Genomic DNA, 22,708 nt, shown 5'->3' with positions numbered 1-22,708 from the left:
TTGAGAGCTAGTCGACCGCCAATGCGGTGACCTCGCGCCGGAACGGCAGCGCATCGCCGATGTCCGGCTCATCCAGTTCGCGCGCGAAGCGGTGTCCGGCATAGGTCGCCCAGGCGATCGGTCCGGGCGCCTCTGCATCGCCGATCACCTTGATCGAACGGATGCCGTTGTCAGCCCATTCCTCCCGGCGCTCTTTCAGCTCGCTCCAGAGCCCGTCATTCTGCTGGCGCGACGTCACCAGCACCACGGCGTCGGCAGCAAAGTCCCGCTCGGCGCCGGTATAGGCACAAGCCGTGGCGACACCGCCGGCCATCACCCGTGTCACCACGCGGTTCAGAACGATCTCGACGCCGAGTTCGGCCAGGCGCCGGTGGATCGCGCCCTGCTCCAGTGTGTTGCGGGTCCAATCCGAGACATAGGCCGATGGCGTGACCAGCGTGACTTTCGCACCCTGCCTTGCCAGCAGCTCGGCAAGCACGCCGCCCATGTAATAATGGTCGTCGTCGAACAGCACGACGTTACCGCTCGGAACCTTGCCGTCCATCAGATCGTCAGGCGTGTAGATCGGCATGGCGGCATCCATCGGCATCGGCACGACATGGGCACGCGCGACGCCATCGCGACGCCAGGCGGCGCCGGTGGCGATGGCGACATTCTCGAAGCCGAAAGCCAGGATGTCATCGGCGGAAAGCCGGCTGTCGAAATAGACATCGACATTCGGCATCTGGCCAAGCTGGTACTGGCGATAGTCACGCACGCGACCCCAGGCAGAGAGCCCCGGCAGGCGGCATTCGCGCGCGACACGCCCACCAAGCTCCGTGCCGGCCTCGGCGAGCGCGACCTGATAGCCGCGAGATCCAAGCGCGCGCACCGCTTCCAGCCCGGCAGGACCAGCACCGACGATCAGCACCGTCTCGCTGGCACCCTTGGCCTGCATACGCTCCGGATGCCAGCCTTTGCGCCACTCCTCCATGAAGGTCGGATTCTGCGTGCAACGCGAGATCGACATGGTCATGTCGCCGGTGATGCAGATGTTGCAGCCGATGCATTCGCGGATGTCATCGATACGGCCTTCCTCCACCTTCCTCGGAAGGAAAGGATCGGCGATCGACGGCCGTGCACAACCGATGAAATCGAGCGTGCCGGACTTGATCATCTTCACCATCACATCGGGCGACGTAAAGCGCCCTACCCCGACTACGGGCTTTGAAGTGAGCTTCCTGATGCCGGTCACCAGGCTTTCCTGTGCGGCTTCCTCCTTGAAGCGGGAGGGGCCGGAACAATCCTCCCAGGCGCCATGGGCGAGATCCCAGAGGTCGGGCAGATCGGCGTGCATTTCGATCATGTCGCGGACTTCTGAATTGGCGAAGCCGAGTTCGCCGATCATCTCGTCCAGCGAAAGCCGCAGCGTCAGCCCGCAGGTGTCGCCGATAGCGTCACGCCCCTCCTCGATCAACTCGCGCATCAGGCGCGAACGGTTCTCGAGCGAGCCACCATACTCGTCGCTGCGCTGGTTCGTGGCGGTCGACAGGAAATGCTGGATGATGCCGAAGCCGTGCGCGCCATAGAGGCAGACAAGATCGAAGCCAGCCAGCTTGGCGCGCTTGAAGGCGTTGCGATGCCACCGCCGCAGGTCGCGTATGTCCTGCTTGTCCATGGCGCGCGCCTGCACAGGATCATTGGTGAAGGTGCGAATTGGCAGCGCCGTCGGCCCGCGCGGCACCTCGCGGGTGTAAAGGTTCGGCCCGTTGATGCCGGAATAGGCGAGCTGGATGCCGGCCAATGCGCCATGCGAGCGCATGGCAGCCGCCATTTTCGCCAGCGCCGGGATGTCCTGGTCTTCCCACAGCCGAAGTTCGATGAAAGGCGTGATCTCCGAGGTGTGGTGCATCTCGGTCTGTTCGGTGAAGATGACACCCCAGCCGCCTTCCGACTTCGTGCGCCGCATCTCGGCCGCAGCCGACGGATCGCGATAACCACCGCCATTGCAATGCGGGACCTGGTAGAATCGGTTCTTCGCGGTGACCGGGCCGATCTTCATTGGCTCGAACAGAATGTCGTAGCGGGGATCGCGCATGAAATTTCCTCTCCTCGCCAGCCCTCCCGCCGACGCGATAGACAACTGGATCCTCACGCGATCCAGACGGTATGGGCCTAGTCATAAGGCGCGCCAAGCAGCGGAAAACTAGAGTTTTCTTCTGCATCGCTTAGGAGCGCCCTAATCGCCTCGCCATCGCCAGTTCGGGTCAACCGATGCAGGGCGAAACCAAATACGACTTCATGCGCAGGAGGCCCGATAATAGGATGCCCAGAACAATCAATGTGATGGGGGGATCTATATGATTGCGTTCAAGCTCGGTGCAGAAGCCATAGACCTTGATGTATGGGGGCCGCCTGAAAATCTTTCGGCCGTTACCTTGGAGGGCAAACCGGTCATGCACGGCAAAAACCTGTATTCGTCGGGCGGCGGGCAGGTTCTCAGTGGCATCTATGAGGTCACGAAGGGCAAATTCAAAGTGATCTATCCTTTTCATGAGCATGCCACTGTGCTCGATGGAGAAGTGACAATCAGCGATGAAGCCGGGAACAGCGTGACATACGGCCCCGGAGACAGCTGGTTCTGCCACCAGGGCGAAGTGGTGACCTGGGACGTCAAGGACCGCCTCCGCAAGACCTTCTTCGTGGTGACGGTCGATCGGTTTGTAACCGTTGCTGCTCAGCCTTCGGAGCCATCTCGTTATCAGATCGCAGGCTAGAACCCGGCCCAATCACCAGGCAAGCTGCGCTATGGACAGCACCCATATCCTCGAAAGACTGATCGCCTTCGCGACGGTGAGCCGCGATTCCAATATGGGGCTGATCCGCTACGTTGCCGATCTGCTTGAGGCAAAAGGGATCGAATGCCAGCTCATCCATAACCACGACGGGCACAAGGCCAATCTTTTCGCCACGATCGGCCCGACCGACCGGCAAGGCGTGATGCTGTCTGGCCATACTGACGTCGTGCCCGTCGACGGCCAGGACTGGACACTGCCGCCGTTCGAGATGTCGAGGCGGGACGGCAAACTGTTCGGGCGTGGCGCAGCCGACATGAAAGGCTTCGTCGCCTGCGCCGTCGCCGCGGCACTCAGGGCCGCGGAGCGCCCATTGCGCACGCCATTGCATCTGGCCCTGTCCTATGACGAGGAGATCGGCTGCCTCGGCGTGCGCAGTCTGGTTGAGATGCTTGCCTCAGCTCCCCATAGGCCGCTGCTCTGTATCGTCGGTGAGCCGACCTCCATGCAGGTTGCCACAGGCCACAAAGGCAAGGTTGCTGCACGGGCGCTTTGCAAAGGGCGCGAGGGACACTCGGCGCTGGCGCCCCTGGCGCTCAACGCCATCCATCTCGGATGCGATTTCGTCGGCGCTCTGCGCAACGAGCAGGAGCGACTGGCGCGGGATGGCGCTCGTGACGGCGACTACGACATCCCCTACACCACCGTCCACGCCGGCAAGATCAATGGCGGCGTGGCGCTGAACATCGTGCCTAACCTGTGCCAGGTCGATTTCGAGATCCGCAACGTCGCTGCCGACAATCCAGATGTCATTCTGGATCGTCTGCGCAGTGAGGCTGCCCGTATCACTGCCGCCGCCGCGAATATCGCCCCGGAAGCAGCGATAGACATCGAAATCACCAACACCTATCCGGGTCTCGATACGCCCGCGAATTCCGAGGCCGTGGCTTTCGTTAAATCGCTGACGGGCGCCAACGGCACCATCAAGGTGGCCTTCGGCACGGAGGGTGGTCTGTTCAGCCGTGATGTGGGGACCCCGACGGTGGTCTGCGGCCCAGGCTCGATGGCGCAAGGTCACAAGCCGGACGAGTTCGTCACGGTCGAACAGATGCAGCGCTGCGATGACATGCTGGAGACGCTTCTGGATCGGCTGGTCGAAGGCATGGCGCCAGTAAACCGCTAGAGCGCCGCGCGTCCTTTCAGACGCGCAAAGCACGCTCTAACACTTTGATTTGCGATTATCCTACGACCCGCTCGGTTCCGAACACGCCCTGCTCGACCACGAAGCGACGGCAATGCTGGATGAACGCCTGCACGGTCTGCGTGCGATGCTCGGCATTGGGCATGGCAATGCCCATGGTCAGCGGCCGGATGTCGCCCCCCAACGGGACGAACACCAGCGGCTTGCCGTCGGGCGACAGCGTGTTGAGCGGGCGCATGTTGGCAATGCCATAGCCAAAACCGTTGGCCACCATGGACCGCATCACAGCGATGTCGCCGGTGCGCTCGGCGATGTAGGGTCGAAGCCCTTTTTGCTGGAACGCGGACAGGAAATATTCGCGGCTGAACGGCAGGTCGAGCAGCACCATCGGCTGATCGACCAGTTCTTCCGGTGCTATCGACTCCCGGCCGGCGAGTGCGTGTCCAGGCGGCAGCATGACATAGGCCGGCAGTTGCATCACCGGCTCGAAAGCCATGTCCTGCGACAGTTCGAGATCGTAGGTGAGTGCGGCATCGATCTCGCCGCGCTGCAGCATCTCGAGCAATTGTCCCTGGTTGCGCTCGAATTGCCGGACACGAACGTCGGGATAGCTCTCTTCGAACCTGCGCCGCAACGCCGGCAGGATGATCTGCGCGAAGGTCAGCAGGCAGCCGATCGCCAGCGGCCCCCTCACCTTTTCGGCGATGTCACCCGCCACATCATGCAGGGCATCGGCGTCAGCCAGCAGGCGTGCCGCTTCCTTGAGGAATACCCGGCCACCGGCGGTCAGCGACAGGCCGTGGGAATGCTTGCGGACAAAAAGCTGGACGCCGAATTCCGTTTCCAGCTGCGCGATGGACGCTGAAATCGACGGCGGCGAAACGTTCACCTGCTCCGCCGCCTTGGCGATGGAACCTGCCTCGCCCACGGCAACGAAATATTCCAGCTGTCTGAGGGTAAAGCGGAGTGGCATGGCCGGCTATGTTGCCAGTTTCGGCGCGCTGATCAAGGCGTCCGCGCTTCTCAATATTTGATCCAGGTGGTCTTGAGCGCGGTGTATTTGTCCAACGCATGCAACGACAGGTCGCGGCCGAAGCCCGATTGCTTGAAACCACCAAAGGGTGTCATCGGGCTCAGCGCGTCGACGGTGTTGACCGAAACCGTGCCGGCATGAAGGCGTTCGGATATCCGGTGCGCGCGCGACAGGCTGTCCGTCCACAGCGATGCCGCCAGACCATAGACGCTGTCATTGGCAATCCGGATCGCCTCTTCTTCGTCATCGAAGGCAATAACCGACAGTACCGGCCCGAAAATCTCCTCGCGCGCAATAGTGTCCTGCGGCGACACGTCGTCGAAGATCGTCGGCTGGACGAAACTGCCGCGGCCGTTGACGGTAACCTGATCCCCGCCGGTCACCAGCCGCGCCGTCTTCTTGCCAGCTTCGACGAAGCGCATGACATTGGCCGCGTGGCGAGCATCGACCAGCGCGCCCATCTTCGAAGCCGGATCGAGCGGATCGCCGGGCTGGGTTGCCGCAGCGCGCGCAGCCAGCTTCTCGACCATGGCGTCCTTGATGCTGCGCTGAACCAACAGGCGCGAATTGGCCGAGCAGACCTCACCCTGGTTGAAGAAGATGCCGAAGGCCGCCATGTCGGCAGCCGCATCGAGATTGCTGCAGTCTGCGAAAACCAGGTTTGGGCTCTTGCCACCGGTTTCCAGCCATACCTGCTTCATGTTGGACTGACCGGAATACTGCAGGAACATCTTGCCGACCGCCGTCGAGCCGGTGAAGGCGAGACAGTCGACATCCATGTGCCGGCCGAGCGCCTGGCCGGCGGTCTCGCCAAGTCCCGGAACGACATTGAGCACACCAGCCGGCAAACCGGATTCCATGGCGAGTTCGGCCAGCCGCAGCGCGGAAAACGGCGACTGCTCGGCGGGCTTCAGCACGACGGAATTTCCGGCAGCCAGTGCGGGCGCGCATTTCCAGGTCGCCATATCGAGCGGGAAATTCCACGGCACCACCGCGCCAACGACGCCGAGCGGTTCGCGTCGCACCAGAACCAGATCGCCGGAACCGGTCGGGGCAACTTCGTCATAGAGCTTGTCGATCGCCTCAGCATACCACTGGAAGATGCCGGCCGAGCCCGGCACATCGACGGTGGCGGCATCGGCAACCAGCTTGCCCATGTCGAGCGATTCCAGCAGGGCAAGTTCATGCAGGTTCTCACGCAACAATTGTGCCAGACGAAGCAGCACTTCCTTGCGATGGGCAGGTGCTGCCCGCGACCAGCTGCCGGAGAGGAAAGCGCGGCGGGCTGCTGCGACGGCACGGTCGACATCCTCTTCGCCACAGGACGCCACCTCTGCCAGCGTCTCTCCCGTTGCCGGATTGATGCTTGCAAAAGTGCGGCCGGAGCGCGCGGCGACAAACTTGCCGTCGATGAAGGCCTTGTCGCGAAAGCGGATGGCAGCCGCCCTATCGATCCAGTCCTTGTGGCTGAGTTCGCTCATATGGGCTCCTGCTTGCTTCTGCTGCGCTGCTATTCGTCGCCCGGCACGCCGTAGCTCGGCGCATCCGAAGGGTTGATGGCGCGGGTCACATAGGCGTCGAGCTGAGGCTTGTAGATGTCCCACAGCTTGGCCAGTTCCTCGATCGGGCACTGCTCCGTCCAGTCGCAACGCAGGTCCGCCACCGGCCAGCTCACCTCGCGGACAAGCTTCATGCCAGCGGAACGGACCGGCCCAGCCTCGCCGCCGGCCTGCAACGCCGCTCGCATCGTCGCAACGATGCGGTCGCCGAGATGCCCTTCCGAAGCCAGGAAGGCATCGACCATCGCCTGCGGCACACCGTCATTGGCGAGCAGATTGCCACCACAGGCGACGTTCTCGCCGTGCGCTTCGGCCCAGATGCCAAGTGCCTTCGGACCGGAATGAATTGCGCTGACACCGGCACCGTCCACGGCCAGCAACTGGCGGTATTCCATATGCGCACCGGTGCGCTTCAGGATGGCGACGGCCTCTGCCGCCGAAGCACCACGCGCCATCAGGTCGAGCGCCCGGGTTCCCAGGGTCGGGTCGGTGACGTTCTGGCTGGCGGCAGCGCCAACTCCGGCCTGAGCGTAGGCGCAGCGTGCGGCAACCGCCGGTGAGGACGACGAGACGGCAACGCCGAACATGCCCGTGCGGCTGCAGCGCGCGACGATGGAGAAGGTCATGGCCTGCTCCTCAATCGGGAATGACAGCGGTACCGTCGATCTCGACCAGCCATTCGGGACGGGCAAGTGCCGTCACCACCAGGCCGGTCGACACCGGATGCACGCCCTTGATGTATTCGCCCATGGTCCGGTAGACCGCCTCGCGGTGGCGGACATCGGTGATGTAGACCACCACCTTCACCAGGTGCTCCATCTTGCCACCGCACTCTTCGATGAGCTGCCTGATGTTCTGCATGACCTTGTGGGTCTGCTCGACGGGATCGTGGCTGTCGAGGTTCTTGGCCGTATCCAGATCCTGCGGGCACTGGCCGCGCAGGAAAATCATGGTGCCACGCGCAACCACCGCCTGACAGAGGTCATTGTCGAGCTTCTGCTCCGGATAGGTGTCCTTGGTGTTGAATTTGCGAACCCGGGTATGCGCCATGCTGGTCTCCATCAGATCGGGTCGAGGGCTCGCGTCATACGACAGCCGGCCACGCCCGCATTTGTCGTTCAGATATTCTTCGGGCGAATTGAGTGCCGAAAGAACAGTCTTTCTCATCGCTGATAAGGACCTGCCTAATCAGCGGACTGCCGTCGCCTGAAAGCGGTTCAGATCGCTAGGCGTCTTCGGTCTGGCGTTTGGCGACGGCGTGATAAGCCAGATATTTGCGCCGCGTGGAGATGCGATCGGCAAGATGCTTGGCATCGTGCCAGACGCCCCAGATAAAGCTGGATCCCCTGCGTGACTGCCAGGGCAAGCCAAGGAAATAGATATCGGGTTCGTTCGACACGCCTCGCTGGTGCTTCGGCCTGCCCTTGTCGTCGAAAGCGTCGACTTTCAGCCAGTTGTAATCGACGGAGTAACCTGTGGCCCAGATGATCGAGGTGATGCCGGCCTCGGCCAGGTTCAGCTCGAGAATGGGATTGGTCATGCAGTCCGGATCGGGGTCGAGCCTGCGTGCTTCGGGCTCTTCCGGAAGATCGAGGCCGTTGGCAAGCGCATAAGCGTCGGCCTCGTCCATCAGCGCGTGATGATTGGCATCGCCGCGTGCGATGTTCTGGGTAAGATCCGGCGCGAAACGCATGGCGCCGTTCGCGTAGCTTTCGGTGCGACCGACGAGTGTCATTCCCTGTGCCGCGAGACGCCGGAAATCGATCGTCTCACCGCCACGAGCACCACTCACCGCGATCGTGACATGTTCGGTTCCAGGTCCAGGGGTTTCAGCGTCCCATTTGTTCAGGACCCCCAGCCACCAGCAGAAGTCATAGCCGCGATAGCTGCGGAAGGGGCGGTCATGTGGTCCAACCGAAAGATAGACCTGCTTTCCCGTGCGCACGAGTTCGTCGGCGATCTGAACGCCCGAAGACCCGGCGCCGACCACCAGCACGGCGCCTTCGGGCAGCTGCTGCGGACTGTGATAGCTGTTGGAGTGGATCTGCGTCAGCCCGGCATTGTCCGGGACGATCTTCGGGACGATCGGGTGCTGGAAAGCCCCGGTGGCGGCCACAACGCTGTTGGCCTCGATCACCCCCGCCGATGTCTCGACACGAAAACCCGGGCGCCCGACAAGCCGCCGCACTTCCTTGACTTCGACGCCACAGCGGATCGGCGCGCCGATCATCTCGGCATAAGCGACGAAATAGTCTGCAACCTGCTCCTTGCCGACGAAGCCGTCCGGATGGATGTTGGGGAACTCCATACCCGGAAAACGATCATGCCAGGCGGGGCCGTTTGCAACCAGCGAGTCCCAGCGTTCGGAACGCCAGCGTTCGGCGATGCGATGCCGCTCGAGGACGAGATGAGGCACGCCGCACTTGCTCAGGTTTTCGCTCATGGCCACCCCGGCCTGGCCAGCGCCAACGACAAGCGTGTCTATTTTTTCGACCGACATTTCAGAGCCCTTCTTTAGAGCATTTCCGGCGAAACAGAGTCGCCGGAAATGCTCTAACTCCTCGTTTTGACGCAATTCCTGACGCAAAACCGCTACGCACTTTTGCTGGAATTGCTCCAGGCCTCCGGGTTTCCTGCAACCCAGCGGAGGTCTGACTGCCGGTTTACTGGAGGGGTCGGATCACGAAAATTACGATTTCACGTGGTAGTGGTTAGCTTGTCCCTAAATACCGGCTCGACGCGAACGACCGCCATGCGAGAGAGCGGGCGAAGCCCGAAACCGTCGTCCTGAAATCAGAGATAGAGGCTCTTGGCTGCTTTCGACGAAAGCAGTTCGCGCGCCGGACCTTCCTGCGCAACGCGGCCTTTGACCAGCACATAGCCACGGTCGGCGATGCCGAGCCCCATCTCTGCATTCTGCTCGATCAGCAGGATGGTCGTGCCGCGCCGATGCACTTCGCTGGTGATCTCGAAATATTCGTCGATCAGCTTCGGCGACAGGCCCAGCGAAGGCTCATCCATGATGACCAGTTTCGGTTCGCCGATAAGGGCTCGCGCAAGCGCCACCATGGCCTGTTCGCCACCCGACAGGGTTCCGGCGGCCTGGCGCAGCCTCTCGCGGATGCGTGGAAACAGCTCGCACATCCTGTCGAGATGGGGTTGGAAGTTCGGCCCTCGCCTGGAAACGGCATCATAGCCGAGGCGCAGGTTTTCCTGAACGGTCAGGCTTGGGAACAGCCGCCGTCCCTCGGGTACCAGCCCGACGCCAAGCGCGGCCAGGTTCTCGGTGCCGAGCGATGTCATGTCGCGGCCCATGACATCGACCTTGCCGCGCAACGCGCGCACGACGCCGCAAACGGTCATGAAGGTGGTCGTCTTGCCAGCGCCATTCGGGCCGAGCAGGCAGACCAGTTCGCCGGGCTGCACCTTGATGCTCAGGCCGCGCAGCATCGGCACCGGGCCGTAGGCGGTGTCGACATCGTTCAGCTCAAGCATGGATGGCCGCCTTCCCGAGATAGGCTTCCTGCACACGCGGATCGGACTTCACTGTCGCAAAATCTCCTTCAGCGATCTTGCTGCCGTAGTCCACGCACATGACATGATTGGGGAACGCCTCGACCACGCGCATGTCGTGCTCGATCAGGATCACCGAGAGCTCCGGACGCTCTGTCCTGAGGCGGCTGATGTCGGCGATCAGCGCATCGGTCTCGACCTCGTCCATACCGACGGACGGTTCGTCGAGCAAAAGCAGCTTCGGCTCGGAAGCAAGCGCACGGGCGATTTCGAGCCGTCGCCGGTCGGCCTGCGCCAAAGTGCCGGCAGGCCGGTGGCGCTGCTCGAACAGCTCGCCGGAACTGGCCTTCAACAGCAGTTCAGCCTTTTCCACGCAGGCCGCCATCTCGCGCCGCGATGCCCCGGGCAGGAACAGTGCCGCCAGCACTCCGGTCCTGGTGCGCGTGTGCATGCCGATGATGACGTTGTCGAGCACGCTGAGGTCGGAAAACAGCCGCGACGTCTGGAACGTGCGGCCGATGCCGCGCGCCACCACTTCATGCGACGGGTGGCCGGTGATGTCAGTGCCGTCGAAACTTACGTGGCCCGATGTCGGCCGATAGACACCGGTGACGACGTTGAACAGCGTCGATTTGCCGGCGCCATTCGGCCCGATGACAGCCAGCACTTCGCCACGACCGATCGAGAAGCTGACCGCGTTCAGCGCCACCAGCCCACCGAAGCGCATCGTCGCGTCCTTGACGTCCAGCAACGCGCTCACCGGCTCTCTCCATAGCTGCGGATACGCTGCGGGAAGAGCCCCTGCGGGCGGATCATCAGGAAACCGATGATGACGATGCCGAAGAACAGCAGCCGGTAGTCGGAGAAGGCGCGCAGCTTTTCGGGCAGGATGGTGAGCAGGAATGCGCCGACGATGACCCCGAAGATGTTGTCCATGCCGCCGACGATCACCATCGTCATGATGGTGACGGACACCAGGAAGGTGAAGTTGTCTGGCGAGATGTAGGAAACGTAGAAGGCATAGATGGTGCCGGCGAAAGCCGCCAGGAATGCATCGACGGCGAAAGCCAGCACCTTGAACCAGGCAACGTTGATGCCTTGCGCCCGCGCTGCGATCTCGTCAGCACGCAGCGCATTCCAGGCAAGGCCAATGCGAGAAGAATGCAGGCGGTGCGCCGTGAGGATGGCCACCACCACGAGCAAGGCGGAGAGATAATAGAAATTGGCCTGGCTCGGCAGCTTCCAGCCGAACACGACCAGCGGGCTGGCAAAAGAATGACCAAACAGCGATGGCGCCGGAATGCCGACCAATCCGTTCGGACCGCCTGTCCAGGTGAAGTTGTTCAAAAGCTGCTGCACCACGACGCCGAAGGCGATGGTGACCAGCGCGAGATAGGTGTCGCGCGTGCGCATCGACGGGATGCCGATGAGGAAGCCGAACAGCGTGGCCGCGATCGCGGCAGCCGGCAGGGTCAGCCAGAAACTCAGGCCGAAATTGACGGCCAGCAAGGCCGAGACATAGGCGCCGATGCCGTAGGATGCACCGGTTGCGAAATTGGGAATGTTGGCACTGCCAAGCTGGAAGTTGAGCGCCAGCGCCAGCACCGCGTAGAGCTGCGCGACGATAAGCAGGTGCAACACATAGGTGTTGTTGCCGACAACGAAAGGAAACAGCAGCACGACAGCGACAGCGGTCGCAAGGGCCACGACCGGCACGCGCGCGAAGCTTGCGGTGACGAAGTCGGTGATCTGAGGCCGTTTCTCGATCAGGTAGAAGCCTGCTCCCAGCAGCGCCAGCAGACCGATCACCTGCCAACCACCCTCTGCTTTCAAGATGAGATAGAGAAAAGCGGCACCGAGCAACTGGATGCCAATTGCCACAAACGCGGCCTGGCCCAGGCCCGGCATTTTGGAAGATATACGCGCGCTCATGCTACACCTTCACCACGACGGGGCGGCCGAGCAGCCCTTCCGGGCGGAAAAGGAGGACACCGATGACCAGCAGGAAGACGAAGACGAGCCGGTAGGAAGCTCCGTCCGGCACGAAGGTCTGGGCCAGCACCTCGATCCCGGCGATGATCAACCCGCCGAGGATGGCACCTGGCATCGATCCCAGGCCACCGATGACGGCGGCGGAGAAACCAAGCAGGCCAGCCATGACACCGAAGTCGAAACGCGTCACACCGGCATAACTTGCAAAGAGCAGCCCGGCGATGGCGCCGATGGCCGAGGCGACGAAGAAGGTCGCGCGGAACACACGCGTGTCACGAATGCCCATCATGCGTGCCACGACGCGATCTTCGGATGCCGCGCGTATCCGCAACCCAAGCGGCGTCAGACGCAGGAAGGCAAAGAGCAGGACCACCAGCACCAGCGTGAGCGCCACCACCAGCAATGTGAACCAGCCGACCTGGACGCCAGCAATCTCCAGCGCCACGCCCGACGCGAGCCGCGGGAACGCATGAGGATTTGAGCCTTGCGGGTAGAGATGACGGATCAGTTCGCGAATGACGATGCCAAGCGCAACGGTGGCAACCAATGCCATCATCGCCGGCGCGTCCCTGAAACGACGGATTACCACCTTGTCCAGGATGACACCAATGAGGCCGACAGCGAACACGGCAATGCAAGCGGCGACAATCAGCCAGACCGGGCCGGACACGCCGATCGCGATGGCAAGCGCCTGAGCAGCGGCCAGTGCGATGAAGGGCGACGTCAACGCGACATCGCCATGCGAGAAATGGATGACGTTGAGCACGCCGAAAATCAGGCTGAAGCCGATAGCCAGCAAAGCATAGATGCAGCCGAGGGTCACCCAGTTCACCAATTGCTGGACAAACAGCTCCGCCATACCACCCCTCTCTGGAGCGTTTCGATTTCTCACGGAAACGCTCTGGCTCTTTGTTATTATGCAACTCTGGACGGAAAACCGTTACCCGCTTTCCCGGAATTGCTCGTTTGGAGGCGGAACGATTAGCAGTGCCTCCCCCATGCGCACATAATGAATCTCCGATGTAGCGGATAGCAATTTCCGAATTTCGCGGGCCGGTCTCCGCGCAATATAGTTGCGTCCAGATGGTGGTCCACGGACCAAAGGAACGCGGCCATCGCGTCAGAAAAACGATAACAGAGGTGGAACCATGCTTAACAGGCGCAGTGCGCTCACGCGTATATCTTCTTTGCTGGCCGGATCCGTATTCGCGCTTTCCCTTGGCATGGCCGAGGCCAGTGCCGACCAGATCAAGCTCGGCTTCATCGGCCCTCTGTCCGGCGGCAACGCACAGCAGGGCCTGGGCGCCCGTAACGGCTTCCTGCAAGCCATCGACGAGGCCAATGCCAATGGCTACCCGCATCAGGTGGAAGGCGTCGTCCTGGATGATGCTTCCGATCCGGCGGTCGGCGTTTCCGCCGCCCAGAAGCTGATCAACGACCCGGCGGTCGTCGGCGCCACCGGCCACTGGAACAGCTCGGTCGCGCTCGCCACCATCCCGGTCTTCAACCGCGCACAGATGCCGTTCATCGTCTGGGGGGCTGTCAGCCCGAAGATCACTGAACAGAATTTGCCCAATGTCACGCGCGTGACGCCGACGCTTGTCAATGAAAACCGGCCGCTTGCCGAGGCGATTGCCAAGGAAGGCAAGGTCAAGAAGATCGCCATCATCTCCGACACCACCGACTATGGTGCGGCTAACACCAAATGGTTCGGCGACTTCTTCAAGGCGGCCGGCGGCGAGATCGTGTTCTCGGATGCAGCTGCGGTCGGAACCACGGACTTCCGCGCCATGCTGACGACGGCGAAGGCCGCAGCGCCAGATGCCATCTATTTCGGTGGCGTGGTGACGGAGGCGGCGCTCGTGCGCAGCCAGATGGGCGACCTCGGCATGGGTTCGCTGCCGATGTACGGCATCTCCGGAATCTACGATCCGAAGTTCATCGAAATCGCCGGAGGCGCTGCCGAAGGCACGGTCGTCGGCACGCCCGCCGTACAGACCAATCCCAAACTGGAGGCTTTCTACAAGGGCTATGAAGCCAAGGGTTACCCCGATCCGGCCGGCTCCTATGCGAAATACGCCTATGAAGCGACGCAGATCCTGCTCGAAGTCATCAAGGAAAAGGGCATCGAAGACAAGCAGGCGCTGAGCGAAGCCATTCGCGCGATCAAGCACGAAGGCATCCTGGGGACGGTTTCGTTCGACCAGGATGGCCAGACGCAGATGCCTGTCGAGATCGACCGGTTCATGGTGCACGACGGCAAGTGGGTCAAGATGTGATCGCCCAGCCGGCATTGCCGCATCGCGCGCAATGCCGGCGACCGATCGCGTCGCGACCATCCACTCCCCTCCTGTCGAGATCCTCTACATGGATATGAGCCGCGCCGAGCAGCACCAGAAGGCCGTGGAAATCAAGGACGTCTCCAAGGTCTTCGGCACCTTCCAGGCCTTGAAGCCGGTCAGTTTCGATATCTACGAAAACGAGTTTTTCACCCTGCTTGGTCCCTCGGGCTGCGGAAAGACCACGTTGCTGCGCATGATCGCCGGCTTCGAACAGCCTTCGACCGGCGAAATCGCCCTGCGCGGCAGCAACATCCAGTCCCTGCCGCCGCACAAGCGGCGGGTGAACACGGTGTTCCAGAGCTATGCGCTGTTCCCGCATATGACGCTGGAGCAGAACATCGCCTTCGGCCTCGAAAACCTGGGCTGGTCAAAGGAACGCCGCACGGCACGCGTGGCCGACATGCTGCGCCTTGTGCACATGGAAAAATTCGCCAGCCGCAAGCCGCAGCAGCTGTCGGGCGGCCAGCGGCAGCGCATCGCGCTGGCCCGCGCGCTCGCACCAGAACCCGAGGTGCTGCTGCTCGACGAGCCGCTTTCGGCGCTCGACCTCAAGCTCCGGCAGGCCATGCGCGACGAGCTGCGTACGCTGCAGCGCCAGACCGGCATCACCTTCGTCTTCGTCACCCACGACCAGGAAGAAGCGCTCGACATGTCGGATCGCATCTGTGTGCTGGGGGACGGCGAGATTCAGCAGCTCGGCACGCCGGCGGACATCTATGAGGAACCATCCAATCGCTTCGTGGCCGACTTCATCGGTGAAACCAATTTCCTCGATGCCGAGGTGGTCTCCCTCGACGGTGATCGCGCCACGGTCAAGATCCCGCTCGGTGTCACGCTGAGCGCACCACAGAAACAGGCTACGATGGGTGGCAAGGCTGTGCTGTCCATCCGCCCGGAAAAGATCAGCCTGTCGTCGCAGGACGGTCAGATCGCCACAGAAGGCACGATCGTTGGAGCAAACTATCTCGGCGGCTACACCCACTATGTGGTGAACGCAAACGGCACCTTGCTGCGCGTTTCCAAACGCAACAGCCAGAGCCGTGACCGCACGCTGGACGTGGGCCAACCAGTTCGCCTGAGCTTCGCGGCGGAATCGGCACGGATTCTCGGCGCATGAGCCAGCGCCTGAAATTGCCGAGCTGGAATATTCTGGGGCTTCTGCCGGCGCAGCTCATCATGCTGCTCACGCTGGTCATTCCCGTCGGCATCATCATCCTGGTTTCGTTCTCGACCAGAGGCCCCTATGGCGGCTTCGACTATGTGTTCACCACCGCGCCCTACAAGCAGATCCTGTTCAACGAGGGCTGGAGCGGGGAACTCGAATTCAATCCGCAATATCTGGTCGTCGTCGCCAGGACCGTCATCCTGTCGCTGGCAACCACGATCATCTGCCTAACCCTGAGTTTCCCGGTCGCCTATTTCATCTCACTGCAGAAGACCTCGGCCAAGATGCTGCTGATCTATCTGGTGACGCTGCCATTCTGGGTCTCGATGATCGTGCGCGTCTATTCGTGGATCATCATCCTCGGCAATGACGGGGTGATCGCCAAGGCGCTGCGGGCGCTCGGAATCACCGAGAACATGGGCAGCCTGCTCTTCACCGACACCGCGATGCTGATCGGCCTCGTCTACAGCTACATTCCGCTGATGATCCTGCCGGTGTTCGCCTCGATCGAGAAGCTCGATCCGGCCCTGGTGGAAGCCTCGCATGATCTGTACGGCAGCCGCCTGACGACGCTTCGCCGCGTGATCCTGCCGCTCTGCCGCCCAGGCATGGCCGCAGGCGCCATCCTGGTTTTCGTTCCCTGTCTAGGCGCCGTGCTGGAACCTGTGCTGCTCGGCGGCGGCAAGACGATGATGATGGGCAACCTGATCCAGCTGCAGTTCGGCGCCGCCCGCAACTGGCCGCTGGGGGCAGCCATCTCGATCGTGCTGATGTGCGCGGTGATGATCTTCCTGCTGTGGCGCGGCATCCAGGCGATGCGCAAGGAAAGCCGGGAGGACGGCGCATGACCAGCAACGTTCGTCGCTATCCAGGCTTTGGCCTCTTCAGCCTGATCTTCTTCGTCTACCTCTACCTGCCGATTGCCGTTGTGGTGTTCTATTCCTTCAACGCCAACCGCATCGTGTCCAACTGGGGCGGGTTCTCGCTGCACTGGTATACGACGGCGCTGTCGAACGCCGCGCTGGTCGGAGCGGTCAAGACATCGCTGTTCGTCGCCACCATCGCCACGGTGCTTTCCACGATCGTTGCGCTGATGGCTGCGCTGGTGCTGGTGCGCGGCAGGAACGTACGCTTCCGGCGCGTCTCAGAGACGGTCGTCAACCTGCCGCTGCTGCTGCCCGAGATCGTCGTCGCGGTGGCAGTGCTCATCCTGTTTTCCGAAGTGGGCCTGACCAACGGCCTGCTGAAGCTCACCATCGCCCATACGACATTCTGCATCCCCTTCGCATTCCTGCCGATACGGGCGCGACTGCAAGGCATGGACGCCGACCTGGAGGAAGCCGCGCGCGACCTCTACGCTTCCGCTTGGGTCGCCTTCCGGCGCGTGACGCTGCCGCTGATCCTGCCGGGCGTGTTCGCCGGCGCGATGCTCGCCTTCGTCATCTCCATGGATGATTTCATCACCAGCAACCTGTTGAATTCGGGCGGCGCCACGACCCTGCCGGTCTACATCTTCTCGCTGATCAAGCAGGGTGTCTCACCGCAGCTCAATGCGATCTCCACGCTGATCATGATCGTTTCCGTGGTGCTCGCCACCGTCGCCTTCCTGCTGCAGCGCCGGCAGTGAATAGAGCGAGCTTTTTCCTAAGCACCACGTCGGGCAAATGAAATTTATCACTGGAGCCCGTTTGTTATCGTCCCCGAAATACAACGATAAGGGGAGCTCCATGTCCGCAAAAAACCGTCTCTCGATGCTGGCCGCGGCCAGTGCCATCAGCCTTCTCGCCTCAGCCTCGGCATGGGCGGAAGGATCGCTGTCGATCTATGCCTGGGCAGACTCCATCGCCCCTGAGGCAGTCGCAAAATTCGAGAAGGAAACCGGCATAAAGGTCACCGTCGACGCCTTCTCCTCGAACGAGGATCTGCTGACCAAGCTGCAGGCCGGCTCCTCGGGCTACGACATCGTCACGCCGTCCCAGCATTTCGTGAAGATCATGATCGACAGCGGCCTGCTCGAAGACATCGGCGCCAGCTCGATGCCGGCTTTCCAGCAGATCCTGCCGGAATGGCAGAAGCAATGGTGGGATCCGACTGGCAACTATTCGGTGCCGCTCGCCTACGGCAATGCCGGTTTTACCGTCAACCGTAACCTCTACAAGGGTCCGGTCGACAGCTGGAAGGTCTATTTCGAACCGTCCGAGGAATTGAAGGGCAAGATCGCCAGCCTGGCCCAGCCCGACGAAGTCATCCCCGCCGCGCAGAACTACCTCGGCATCCCCTATTGCAGCGAGGATCCGAAGGAGATGAAGCGCGTGCTGGACCTGTTGCAGGCGCAGAAGCCGTTCGTCGCCGCCTATTCGAGCGACAACATCGAAAACCGCATTGGTGGCGGCGAAGTGGCCATGCATTTCTGGTGGGATGGCAACACCATGCGGGTGCGCCGCAACGACAAGGCCAATGTCGAATACGCCATGCCCAAGGAAGGCCTTGTCGGCTGGCTGGATTCCTACGTCGTGCCCAAGGGCGCGGCCAATCTCGACAACGCCAAGAAGTTCATCGACTTCATGGCCAAGGAAGAAAACGCCACCATCGAATACAACTACTACGGCCACTCCTCGCCGGTGAAGGTGGATGCCAGCAAGGCGCTCTACAACAAGGAAAACGCGCCTGAGCTTTTCCCGACGGCACCGGTCAAGATGGGCCAGGCCTGCTCGCCGGCTGCTCAGGAGCTGGTCACCAAGGTCTGGACCCAGCTTCTGCAGTAGCGGCACAGATCCCGCCGCTTATCGCTCCCGCCCCATTCCGTGGGCGGGAAGCCCTCCTGCTCCGGCATCAATCATGAATGACACATACGACTACATCGTCGTCGGCTCCGGCTCGGCCGGTTGCGTTCTGGCGAACCGTCTCAGCGCCAACCCGGCAACGAAGGTCTGCCTGATCGAAGCTGGCGGCAGCGACCAAAGCCTGCGAGTGAAAGTCCCGGCTGGTATCCTCTCGCTCTATGGCAACCCGAACTACGACTATTGCTACTTCGGGGTGCCACAGCCGCAGTTGAACGGCCGCAAGATCCCGGTCAATCGCGGCAAGGCGTTGGGCGGATCGACCTCGATCAATTCGATGGTCTACATCCGCGGCGCGGCAGCAGACTACGACGAATGGGCAAGCCTTGGCTGCGCCGGCTGGTCCTATGACGACGTGCTGCCTGTCTTCAAAAGACTGGAGCGCAACCTGCTCGGCCAGGACCGCCGCTATCACGGCACGGATGGCGACCTGCGGGTCGACAATCCGCGCGATCCCAACGAGCTCTCGCGCATGTTCGTGGCAGCGGGCAAGGATGCCGGCCTGCCGGAGAACACCGATTTCAACGCAGCATCGCAATTCGGTGTCGGCATCTACAACGTCACGCAGGACCGTGGGCAGCGCTTCAGCGCCTTCACCGCTTTCGTACGACCGGCTCTCGACCGTCCGAACCTGACCGTGCTGAGTGAATGCGCGGTGAAGACGATCGTCATCTCGGGCAAGCGCGCAACAGGCGTGAACATCCGGTACAAAGGCGCGGACACGACACTGACGGCTTCGCGTGAAGTGTTGCTTTCAGCCGGCGCCATCAACTCGCCGCAGATCCTGCTGGAATCCGGGATCGGCTCAGCCGAAGAACTCCGGCGCGTCGGCATCACGCCGGTCCATGACCTGCCGGGCGTCGGCAAGAACCTGCAGGACCATGTCGACGGCATGATCACGGTGCGCTCGTCGAGCCCGCGCACGCTTGGACTTTCCGTTGCCAACCTGCCCCGCATCCTCGCAGCGCCCTACAGCTACTTCGCGCGCCGCAAGGGCATGCTGACGACCAATTATGTCGAGGCCGGCGGCTTCGCGCGAACCCGCCTCGCCGGGGCCGAGCCTGATGTCCAGTTCCATTTCGTACCGGGCTATCGCAGCCATCGCGGCAGGCTGGTCGAATACGGTCATGGCTACGCCATCCACACCTGCGTGCTGCGGCCCAGGAGCGTCGGCGAGATCACGCTTGCACGCGACGGTGCTTCAACGACCACCAGGATCGATCATCGCTTCTTCTCGGATGAGAAGGACGCACAGGTTCTCGTCGAAGGCATCAAGATCGCGCGGGCGATCTTCGCATCGTCGGTGTTCGATCCGGTGCGCGGCATCGAGATGCTGCCTGGGAAGGACGTCCGTTCCGACGACGAGATCCTTGCCTATCTGCGTGCGGAGGCGCTCACCGTCTATCACCCGGTCGGCACCTGCAAGATGGGCGACGACGCTATGGCCGTCGTCGATCCGAAAACACTGAAGGTGTGTGGTCTGGAAGGGCTGCGCGTCGCCGACGCGTCCATCATGCCGAAGCTGATCGCCGGCAACACCAACGCGCCGAGCATGATGATCGGCCAGCGCGCGGCGGAGATGATCCTGCAATGATTCTGAGGTCCTGGATGCTGACACATCCAGGACCCCTCAATCGCCGGCGCGACCCATCCGGGTCGCTTGGCTTTCGCGCCAACGGGCGCGGCGCGCAGTCGCGCGCTCCAACGGTCAATCAAGATGACCGTTGGTAGGTTAGGGATTGCTCCCGAGCGACCAACGTACCGCTCGGGAGCTCGCCTCAGGCATATGTGGCTATTTGGCCAGGTGTGCCTGCAGCGCTTTCCAGCCAGCCGCGAACACGTGGTCGGAAACGATCTCCACGTATTTCCCAGCGTCTTCCGGTTCTTCGTCGAAGGTCGCGACCCATTCCGCGAAGGTGCGGTTGCCGTCCGTAATCGGAAGCAGCCGGATCGAGGCGACGTAATTTTTCACCGGGAATGCCGGTTTGACGAAGCTGTAGGACAGCGAGTGCTCGCTGTCGCTGAGCGCAAGCAGCTGCTCGCGCACGTGGGCGCCGTCCTGGAGATAGAAGGAACGGATGGAACCGACGGAATCGCTGCTCGCACCGCCCTCGATCTCGCTTTTGGCGATCGCCGGATGCCAGGTCGGCAGCCCGTTGAAGTCACGCACCGTCTTCCACACGGTTTCGATCGGCGCGTCGATCACCGCGCTCGCATAAGCCTTGGCCACTTTCCTCTCCTATTATTGTTGGACGATCAGGTTCTTGAAGGCCTGCGTCTGGGCGACGAGGGCCTTTTCCACCGGCAGACGCTCCATGCTCGATGCGCCATAGAAGCCATGGCAGCCGGGGCATTGCTGCAGGATGTAACGGGCATCCTCCGGCTCGGCGATCGGGCCGCCATGGCACAGGATGATGATGTCGGGGTTGATCGCACGTGCGGCTGCGGCGATGGCGTTGATCTCGCCAACGCAGTCCTGGAGCGTAAGCGCGGTGTCGGCGCCGATCGTCCCGCCTGTGGTCAAGCCCATATGCGCCACGATGATGTCGGCTCCGGCCTCCGTCATCGCCTTTGCATCCTCGACCGAGAAGACATAGGGCGTCGTCAGCATGTCCTTGCTGCGCGCCATGCGAACGAGGTCGACCTCCATCGCATAACCCATGCCGGTCTCTTCCAGGTTCGCCCTGAACTTGCCGTCGATCAGGCCGACCGTCGGGAAGTTCTGGATGCCGGCAAAACCGATCTCCTTGAGCTGATCCAGGAAAGGATCGAACTGGCAGAACGGGTCGGTTCCATTGACGCCGGCAAGGACCGGCGTGTGCTTGACCACGGGCAACACCTCGCGCGCCATGTCGACGACGATCTCATTGGCATTGCCATAGGCAAGCAGCCCCGCCAGCGAACCACGGCCGGCCATACGGTAGCGGCCGGAATTGTAGATGACGATGAGGTCGATGCCGCCCGCTTCTTCGCACTTGGCCGAGAGACCGGTGCCGGCGCCACCGCCGATGATGGGGATCTTCGCCTTGATCTGTTCGCGAAACTTGCCCAGCAACTGGCTTCTTTCAAATCTCATACTACCGACCTTTGCTGATTTCATTGAAGTGGCGAACGACTTCGGAACTGAATTCCGGCGCGTTGATCGCGTGCGGCACCCTGAGCACCTGACGTTCGGCGGTCTGCTGGACCGTGCTCTCGATGGCGGCGAACAGCGCCTCGTCGGCTTCCGGATCGTGGAATGGCTGGCCGGGCGCGTCGAGGAGCGAGACGCCGCCAAGCGGCAGAAGGAAACGCACCGGACCGATGCTGCGGTTCAGGCGTTCGCCGATCCATTTTCCCATCGCCACGTTTTCCTCCAGCGTCGTACGCATCAGCGTGATCTGGGGATTGTGGATGTAGAGATTGCGGTTGCGGTACTTCTCCGGAACCGTGTCGATGCCGGCGAAATTGACCATGTCGAGCGCGCCGCACGAGCCGACATAGGGCAAAGGAGATTGCGCCAAGAAGGAGAAACGATCCTCGGTGGCGGGCAGGATGCCGCCGAAAAGCAGGTCGCAGACCTCCGTGGTGGTGATGTCGAGCACACCGGCCAGGAAGCCGGACGAGGCCAGCTTCTCCATCGACTGGCCGCCGATGCCGGTGGCATGGAAGACCAGGCATTCGAAACGGTCGTGCAACTGTTCCACCACCTGGGTGACACAGGGTGTGGTGACGCCGAACATGGTCAGGCCGAGCGCCGGCTTGTCTTCCTGCTCCAGTTCCTGGCGGTTGCGAACCATGCCGGCGATCGAATTGGCGGCATTGGACAGGACGGTCCGCGATATGCGGTTTAGGCCGGCAATATCGGTGATCGAGTTGACCATGGCGATGTCGTTCGGGCCGACATAGGCACTCACATTGCCTGCAGCCACCGTCGAGACCATCACCCTGGGGGTGCCTACGGGGAGAACACGCATGGCCTGCGTAACCATGGCGGTGCCGCCGGAGCCGCCAAGGCCGATGACGCCGCCGACATCATCCCGCGACAGGATGAAGCGTTCGAAGGCCAAGCCCATCGCCGAAACCGCCGAACCGCGATCTCCCGTGAAGACCGCCGCGATGCCGCCGGGATGGAAACCCGCGACGGTCCTGGCGTCGATATCAACATTGGCCACGGGCTTGTCGGTGGAAAGATCGACGAGGACCGCCGAGACACCCTGTGCCTGGATGATACCGGTTACATAACGGAGTTCGTCACCCTTGGTGTCGCATGATCCCGCCACATAAACGGTTTTTGGAACGCTCATCTC

The 22,708-nt window shown here is 62.1% G+C and carries 21 protein-coding genes; 8 read left to right on the top strand and 13 right to left on the bottom strand.

What is annotated here, in order from left to right; genetic code table 11:
• Window positions 1-7: 7 nt before the first annotated feature.
• A complete protein-coding gene (locus AC3WTO_RS01475) occupies window positions 8-2,077 on the bottom strand; it encodes an oxidoreductase (protein ID WP_492458903.1) in 2,070 nt (689 codons plus the stop codon).
• A 262-nt stretch (window positions 2,078-2,339) separates the two neighbouring features.
• On the opposite strand from AC3WTO_RS01475, the gene AC3WTO_RS01470 reads away from it, so the two are divergent.
• Complete coding sequence (locus tag AC3WTO_RS01470) at window positions 2,340-2,756, top strand: cupin domain-containing protein (RefSeq protein WP_492458902.1); 417 nt, start codon at window positions 2,340-2,342, stop codon at window positions 2,754-2,756.
• Window positions 2,757-2,787: 31 nt separating this feature from the next.
• A complete protein-coding gene (argE, locus tag AC3WTO_RS01465) occupies window positions 2,788-3,957 on the top strand; it encodes an acetylornithine deacetylase (RefSeq protein WP_492458901.1) in 1,170 nt (389 codons plus the stop codon).
• Between the two features lie 55 nt (window positions 3,958-4,012).
• On the opposite strand, the gene AC3WTO_RS01460 is transcribed toward argE, so the two are convergent.
• The 9 genes from AC3WTO_RS01460 to AC3WTO_RS01420 form a co-directional block, all read right to left on the bottom strand.
• The gene (locus tag AC3WTO_RS01460) at window positions 4,013-4,948 is read right to left on the bottom strand and encodes a LysR family transcriptional regulator (protein ID WP_129410818.1); all 936 of its coding nucleotides are present in this window, start codon (window positions 4,946-4,948) and stop codon (window positions 4,013-4,015) included.
• Between the two features lie 50 nt (window positions 4,949-4,998).
• On the bottom strand, window positions 4,999-6,489 hold the full coding sequence (locus AC3WTO_RS01455; RefSeq protein WP_492458900.1) for an aldehyde dehydrogenase: 1,491 nt from the start codon (window positions 6,487-6,489) through the stop codon (window positions 4,999-5,001).
• Between the two features lie 29 nt (window positions 6,490-6,518).
• Window positions 6,519-7,193 (bottom strand): DUF1028 domain-containing protein, encoded by a 675-nt coding sequence (locus AC3WTO_RS01450; protein WP_492458899.1) that lies wholly within the window; start codon window positions 7,191-7,193, stop codon window positions 6,519-6,521.
• Window positions 7,194-7,203: 10 nt separating this feature from the next.
• Entirely contained in the window at window positions 7,204-7,617 is a 414-nt protein-coding gene (locus AC3WTO_RS01445; RefSeq protein ID WP_101935965.1) for a RidA family protein, read from the bottom strand.
• A 175-nt stretch (window positions 7,618-7,792) separates the two neighbouring features.
• Window positions 7,793-9,067: a flavin-containing monooxygenase gene (locus tag AC3WTO_RS01440; protein ID WP_492458898.1), complete on the bottom strand. Its 1,275-nt coding sequence runs from the start codon at window positions 9,065-9,067 to the stop codon at window positions 7,793-7,795.
• Between the two features lie 293 nt (window positions 9,068-9,360).
• Entirely contained in the window at window positions 9,361-10,062 is a 702-nt protein-coding gene (locus tag AC3WTO_RS01435; RefSeq protein WP_492458897.1) for an ABC transporter ATP-binding protein, read from the bottom strand.
• Entirely contained in the window at window positions 10,055-10,840 is a 786-nt protein-coding gene (locus AC3WTO_RS01430; protein WP_492458896.1) for an ABC transporter ATP-binding protein, read from the bottom strand. Before AC3WTO_RS01430 ends, AC3WTO_RS01435 begins: the two co-directional genes overlap by 8 nt.
• Window positions 10,837-12,012 (bottom strand): branched-chain amino acid ABC transporter permease, encoded by a 1,176-nt coding sequence (locus AC3WTO_RS01425; RefSeq protein WP_492458895.1) that lies wholly within the window; start codon window positions 12,010-12,012, stop codon window positions 10,837-10,839. Before AC3WTO_RS01425 ends, AC3WTO_RS01430 begins: the two co-directional genes overlap by 4 nt.
• Before the next feature lies 1 nt (window position 12,013).
• Window positions 12,014-12,931: a branched-chain amino acid ABC transporter permease gene (locus AC3WTO_RS01420; protein WP_492458894.1), complete on the bottom strand. Its 918-nt coding sequence runs from the start codon at window positions 12,929-12,931 to the stop codon at window positions 12,014-12,016.
• 289 nt (window positions 12,932-13,220) lie between these two features.
• Between AC3WTO_RS01420 and AC3WTO_RS01415 the strand changes: the two genes are divergently transcribed.
• From AC3WTO_RS01415 to AC3WTO_RS01390, 6 genes are all read left to right on the top strand, one after another.
• Window positions 13,221-14,351: a branched-chain amino acid ABC transporter substrate-binding protein gene (locus AC3WTO_RS01415; RefSeq protein WP_492458893.1), complete on the top strand. Its 1,131-nt coding sequence runs from the start codon at window positions 13,221-13,223 to the stop codon at window positions 14,349-14,351.
• 31 nt (window positions 14,352-14,382) lie between these two features.
• On the top strand, window positions 14,383-15,531 hold the full coding sequence (locus AC3WTO_RS01410) for an ABC transporter ATP-binding protein (RefSeq protein ID WP_492458891.1): 1,149 nt from the start codon (window positions 14,383-14,385) through the stop codon (window positions 15,529-15,531).
• A complete protein-coding gene (locus tag AC3WTO_RS01405) occupies window positions 15,528-16,427 on the top strand; it encodes an ABC transporter permease (protein WP_492458890.1) in 900 nt (299 codons plus the stop codon). The genes AC3WTO_RS01410 and AC3WTO_RS01405 overlap by 4 nt, the downstream gene beginning before the upstream one ends.
• Entirely contained in the window at window positions 16,424-17,206 is a 783-nt protein-coding gene (locus AC3WTO_RS01400) for an ABC transporter permease (RefSeq protein ID WP_054309242.1), read from the top strand. The genes AC3WTO_RS01405 and AC3WTO_RS01400 overlap by 4 nt, the downstream gene beginning before the upstream one ends.
• Before the next feature lie 100 nt (window positions 17,207-17,306).
• The gene (locus AC3WTO_RS01395; RefSeq protein WP_492458889.1) at window positions 17,307-18,344 is read left to right on the top strand and encodes an extracellular solute-binding protein; all 1,038 of its coding nucleotides are present in this window, start codon (window positions 17,307-17,309) and stop codon (window positions 18,342-18,344) included.
• A gap of 73 nt (window positions 18,345-18,417) precedes the next feature.
• The gene (locus AC3WTO_RS01390) at window positions 18,418-20,013 is read left to right on the top strand and encodes a GMC family oxidoreductase (RefSeq protein ID WP_492458888.1); all 1,596 of its coding nucleotides are present in this window, start codon (window positions 18,418-18,420) and stop codon (window positions 20,011-20,013) included.
• Between the two features lie 198 nt (window positions 20,014-20,211).
• Here AC3WTO_RS01390 and AC3WTO_RS01385 read toward each other — a convergent pair whose 3' ends face one another.
• Genes AC3WTO_RS01385 through AC3WTO_RS01375 form a run of 3 tightly spaced genes read right to left on the bottom strand, consistent with a single transcriptional unit; the run spans window position 20,212 to window position 22,705 of the window.
• Entirely contained in the window at window positions 20,212-20,649 is a 438-nt protein-coding gene (locus tag AC3WTO_RS01385; protein ID WP_492458887.1) for an SRPBCC family protein, read from the bottom strand.
• A 12-nt stretch (window positions 20,650-20,661) separates the two neighbouring features.
• Complete coding sequence (locus AC3WTO_RS01380; protein ID WP_492458886.1) at window positions 20,662-21,495, bottom strand: phosphoenolpyruvate hydrolase family protein; 834 nt, start codon at window positions 21,493-21,495, stop codon at window positions 20,662-20,664.
• 1 nt (window position 21,496) lies between these two features.
• Window positions 21,497-22,705 (bottom strand): Tm-1-like ATP-binding domain-containing protein, encoded by a 1,209-nt coding sequence (locus AC3WTO_RS01375; protein ID WP_492458885.1) that lies wholly within the window; start codon window positions 22,703-22,705, stop codon window positions 21,497-21,499.
• Between the last annotated feature and the right edge of the window lie 3 nt (window positions 22,706-22,708).

The sequence above is a fragment of the Mesorhizobium sp. EU05-FHT14A09 genome (genome assembly GCF_058790995.1).
This window is presented reverse-complemented; position numbering and strand designations above follow the sequence as displayed.

Bases quoted from the DNA above. Each gene is read 5' to 3' on its own strand.
- AC3WTO_RS01475 (WP_492458903.1), bottom strand. From the start codon at position 2,077: ATGCGCGATCCCCGCTACGACATTCTGTTCGAGCCAATGAAGATCGGC.
- AC3WTO_RS01470 (WP_492458902.1), top strand. From the start codon at position 2,340: ATGATTGCGTTCAAGCTCGGTGCAGAAGCCATAGACCTTGATGTATGG.
- argE (WP_492458901.1), top strand. From the start codon at position 2,788: ATGGACAGCACCCATATCCTCGAAAGACTGATCGCCTTCGCGACGGTG.
- AC3WTO_RS01460 (WP_129410818.1), bottom strand. From the start codon at position 4,948: ATGCCACTCCGCTTTACCCTCAGACAGCTGGAATATTTCGTTGCCGTG.
- AC3WTO_RS01455 (WP_492458900.1), bottom strand. From the start codon at position 6,489: ATGAGCGAACTCAGCCACAAGGACTGGATCGATAGGGCGGCTGCCATC.
- AC3WTO_RS01450 (WP_492458899.1), bottom strand. From the start codon at position 7,193: ATGACCTTCTCCATCGTCGCGCGCTGCAGCCGCACGGGCATGTTCGGC.
- AC3WTO_RS01445 (WP_101935965.1), bottom strand. From the start codon at position 7,617: ATGGCGCATACCCGGGTTCGCAAATTCAACACCAAGGACACCTATCCG.
- AC3WTO_RS01440 (WP_492458898.1), bottom strand. From the start codon at position 9,067: ATGTCGGTCGAAAAAATAGACACGCTTGTCGTTGGCGCTGGCCAGGCC.
- AC3WTO_RS01435 (WP_492458897.1), bottom strand. From the start codon at position 10,062: ATGCTTGAGCTGAACGATGTCGACACCGCCTACGGCCCGGTGCCGATG.
- AC3WTO_RS01425 (WP_492458895.1), bottom strand. From the start codon at position 12,012: ATGAGCGCGCGTATATCTTCCAAAATGCCGGGCCTGGGCCAGGCCGCG.
- AC3WTO_RS01420 (WP_492458894.1), bottom strand. From the start codon at position 12,931: ATGGCGGAGCTGTTTGTCCAGCAATTGGTGAACTGGGTGACCCTCGGC.
- AC3WTO_RS01415 (WP_492458893.1), top strand. From the start codon at position 13,221: ATGCTTAACAGGCGCAGTGCGCTCACGCGTATATCTTCTTTGCTGGCC.
- AC3WTO_RS01410 (WP_492458891.1), top strand. From the start codon at position 14,383: ATGCCGGCGACCGATCGCGTCGCGACCATCCACTCCCCTCCTGTCGAG.
- AC3WTO_RS01405 (WP_492458890.1), top strand. From the start codon at position 15,528: ATGAGCCAGCGCCTGAAATTGCCGAGCTGGAATATTCTGGGGCTTCTG.
- AC3WTO_RS01400 (WP_054309242.1), top strand. From the start codon at position 16,424: ATGACCAGCAACGTTCGTCGCTATCCAGGCTTTGGCCTCTTCAGCCTG.
- AC3WTO_RS01395 (WP_492458889.1), top strand. From the start codon at position 17,307: ATGTCCGCAAAAAACCGTCTCTCGATGCTGGCCGCGGCCAGTGCCATC.
- AC3WTO_RS01390 (WP_492458888.1), top strand. From the start codon at position 18,418: ATGAATGACACATACGACTACATCGTCGTCGGCTCCGGCTCGGCCGGT.
- AC3WTO_RS01380 (WP_492458886.1), bottom strand. From the start codon at position 21,495: ATGAGATTTGAAAGAAGCCAGTTGCTGGGCAAGTTTCGCGAACAGATC.
- AC3WTO_RS01375 (WP_492458885.1), bottom strand. From the start codon at position 22,705: ATGAGCGTTCCAAAAACCGTTTATGTGGCGGGATCATGCGACACCAAG.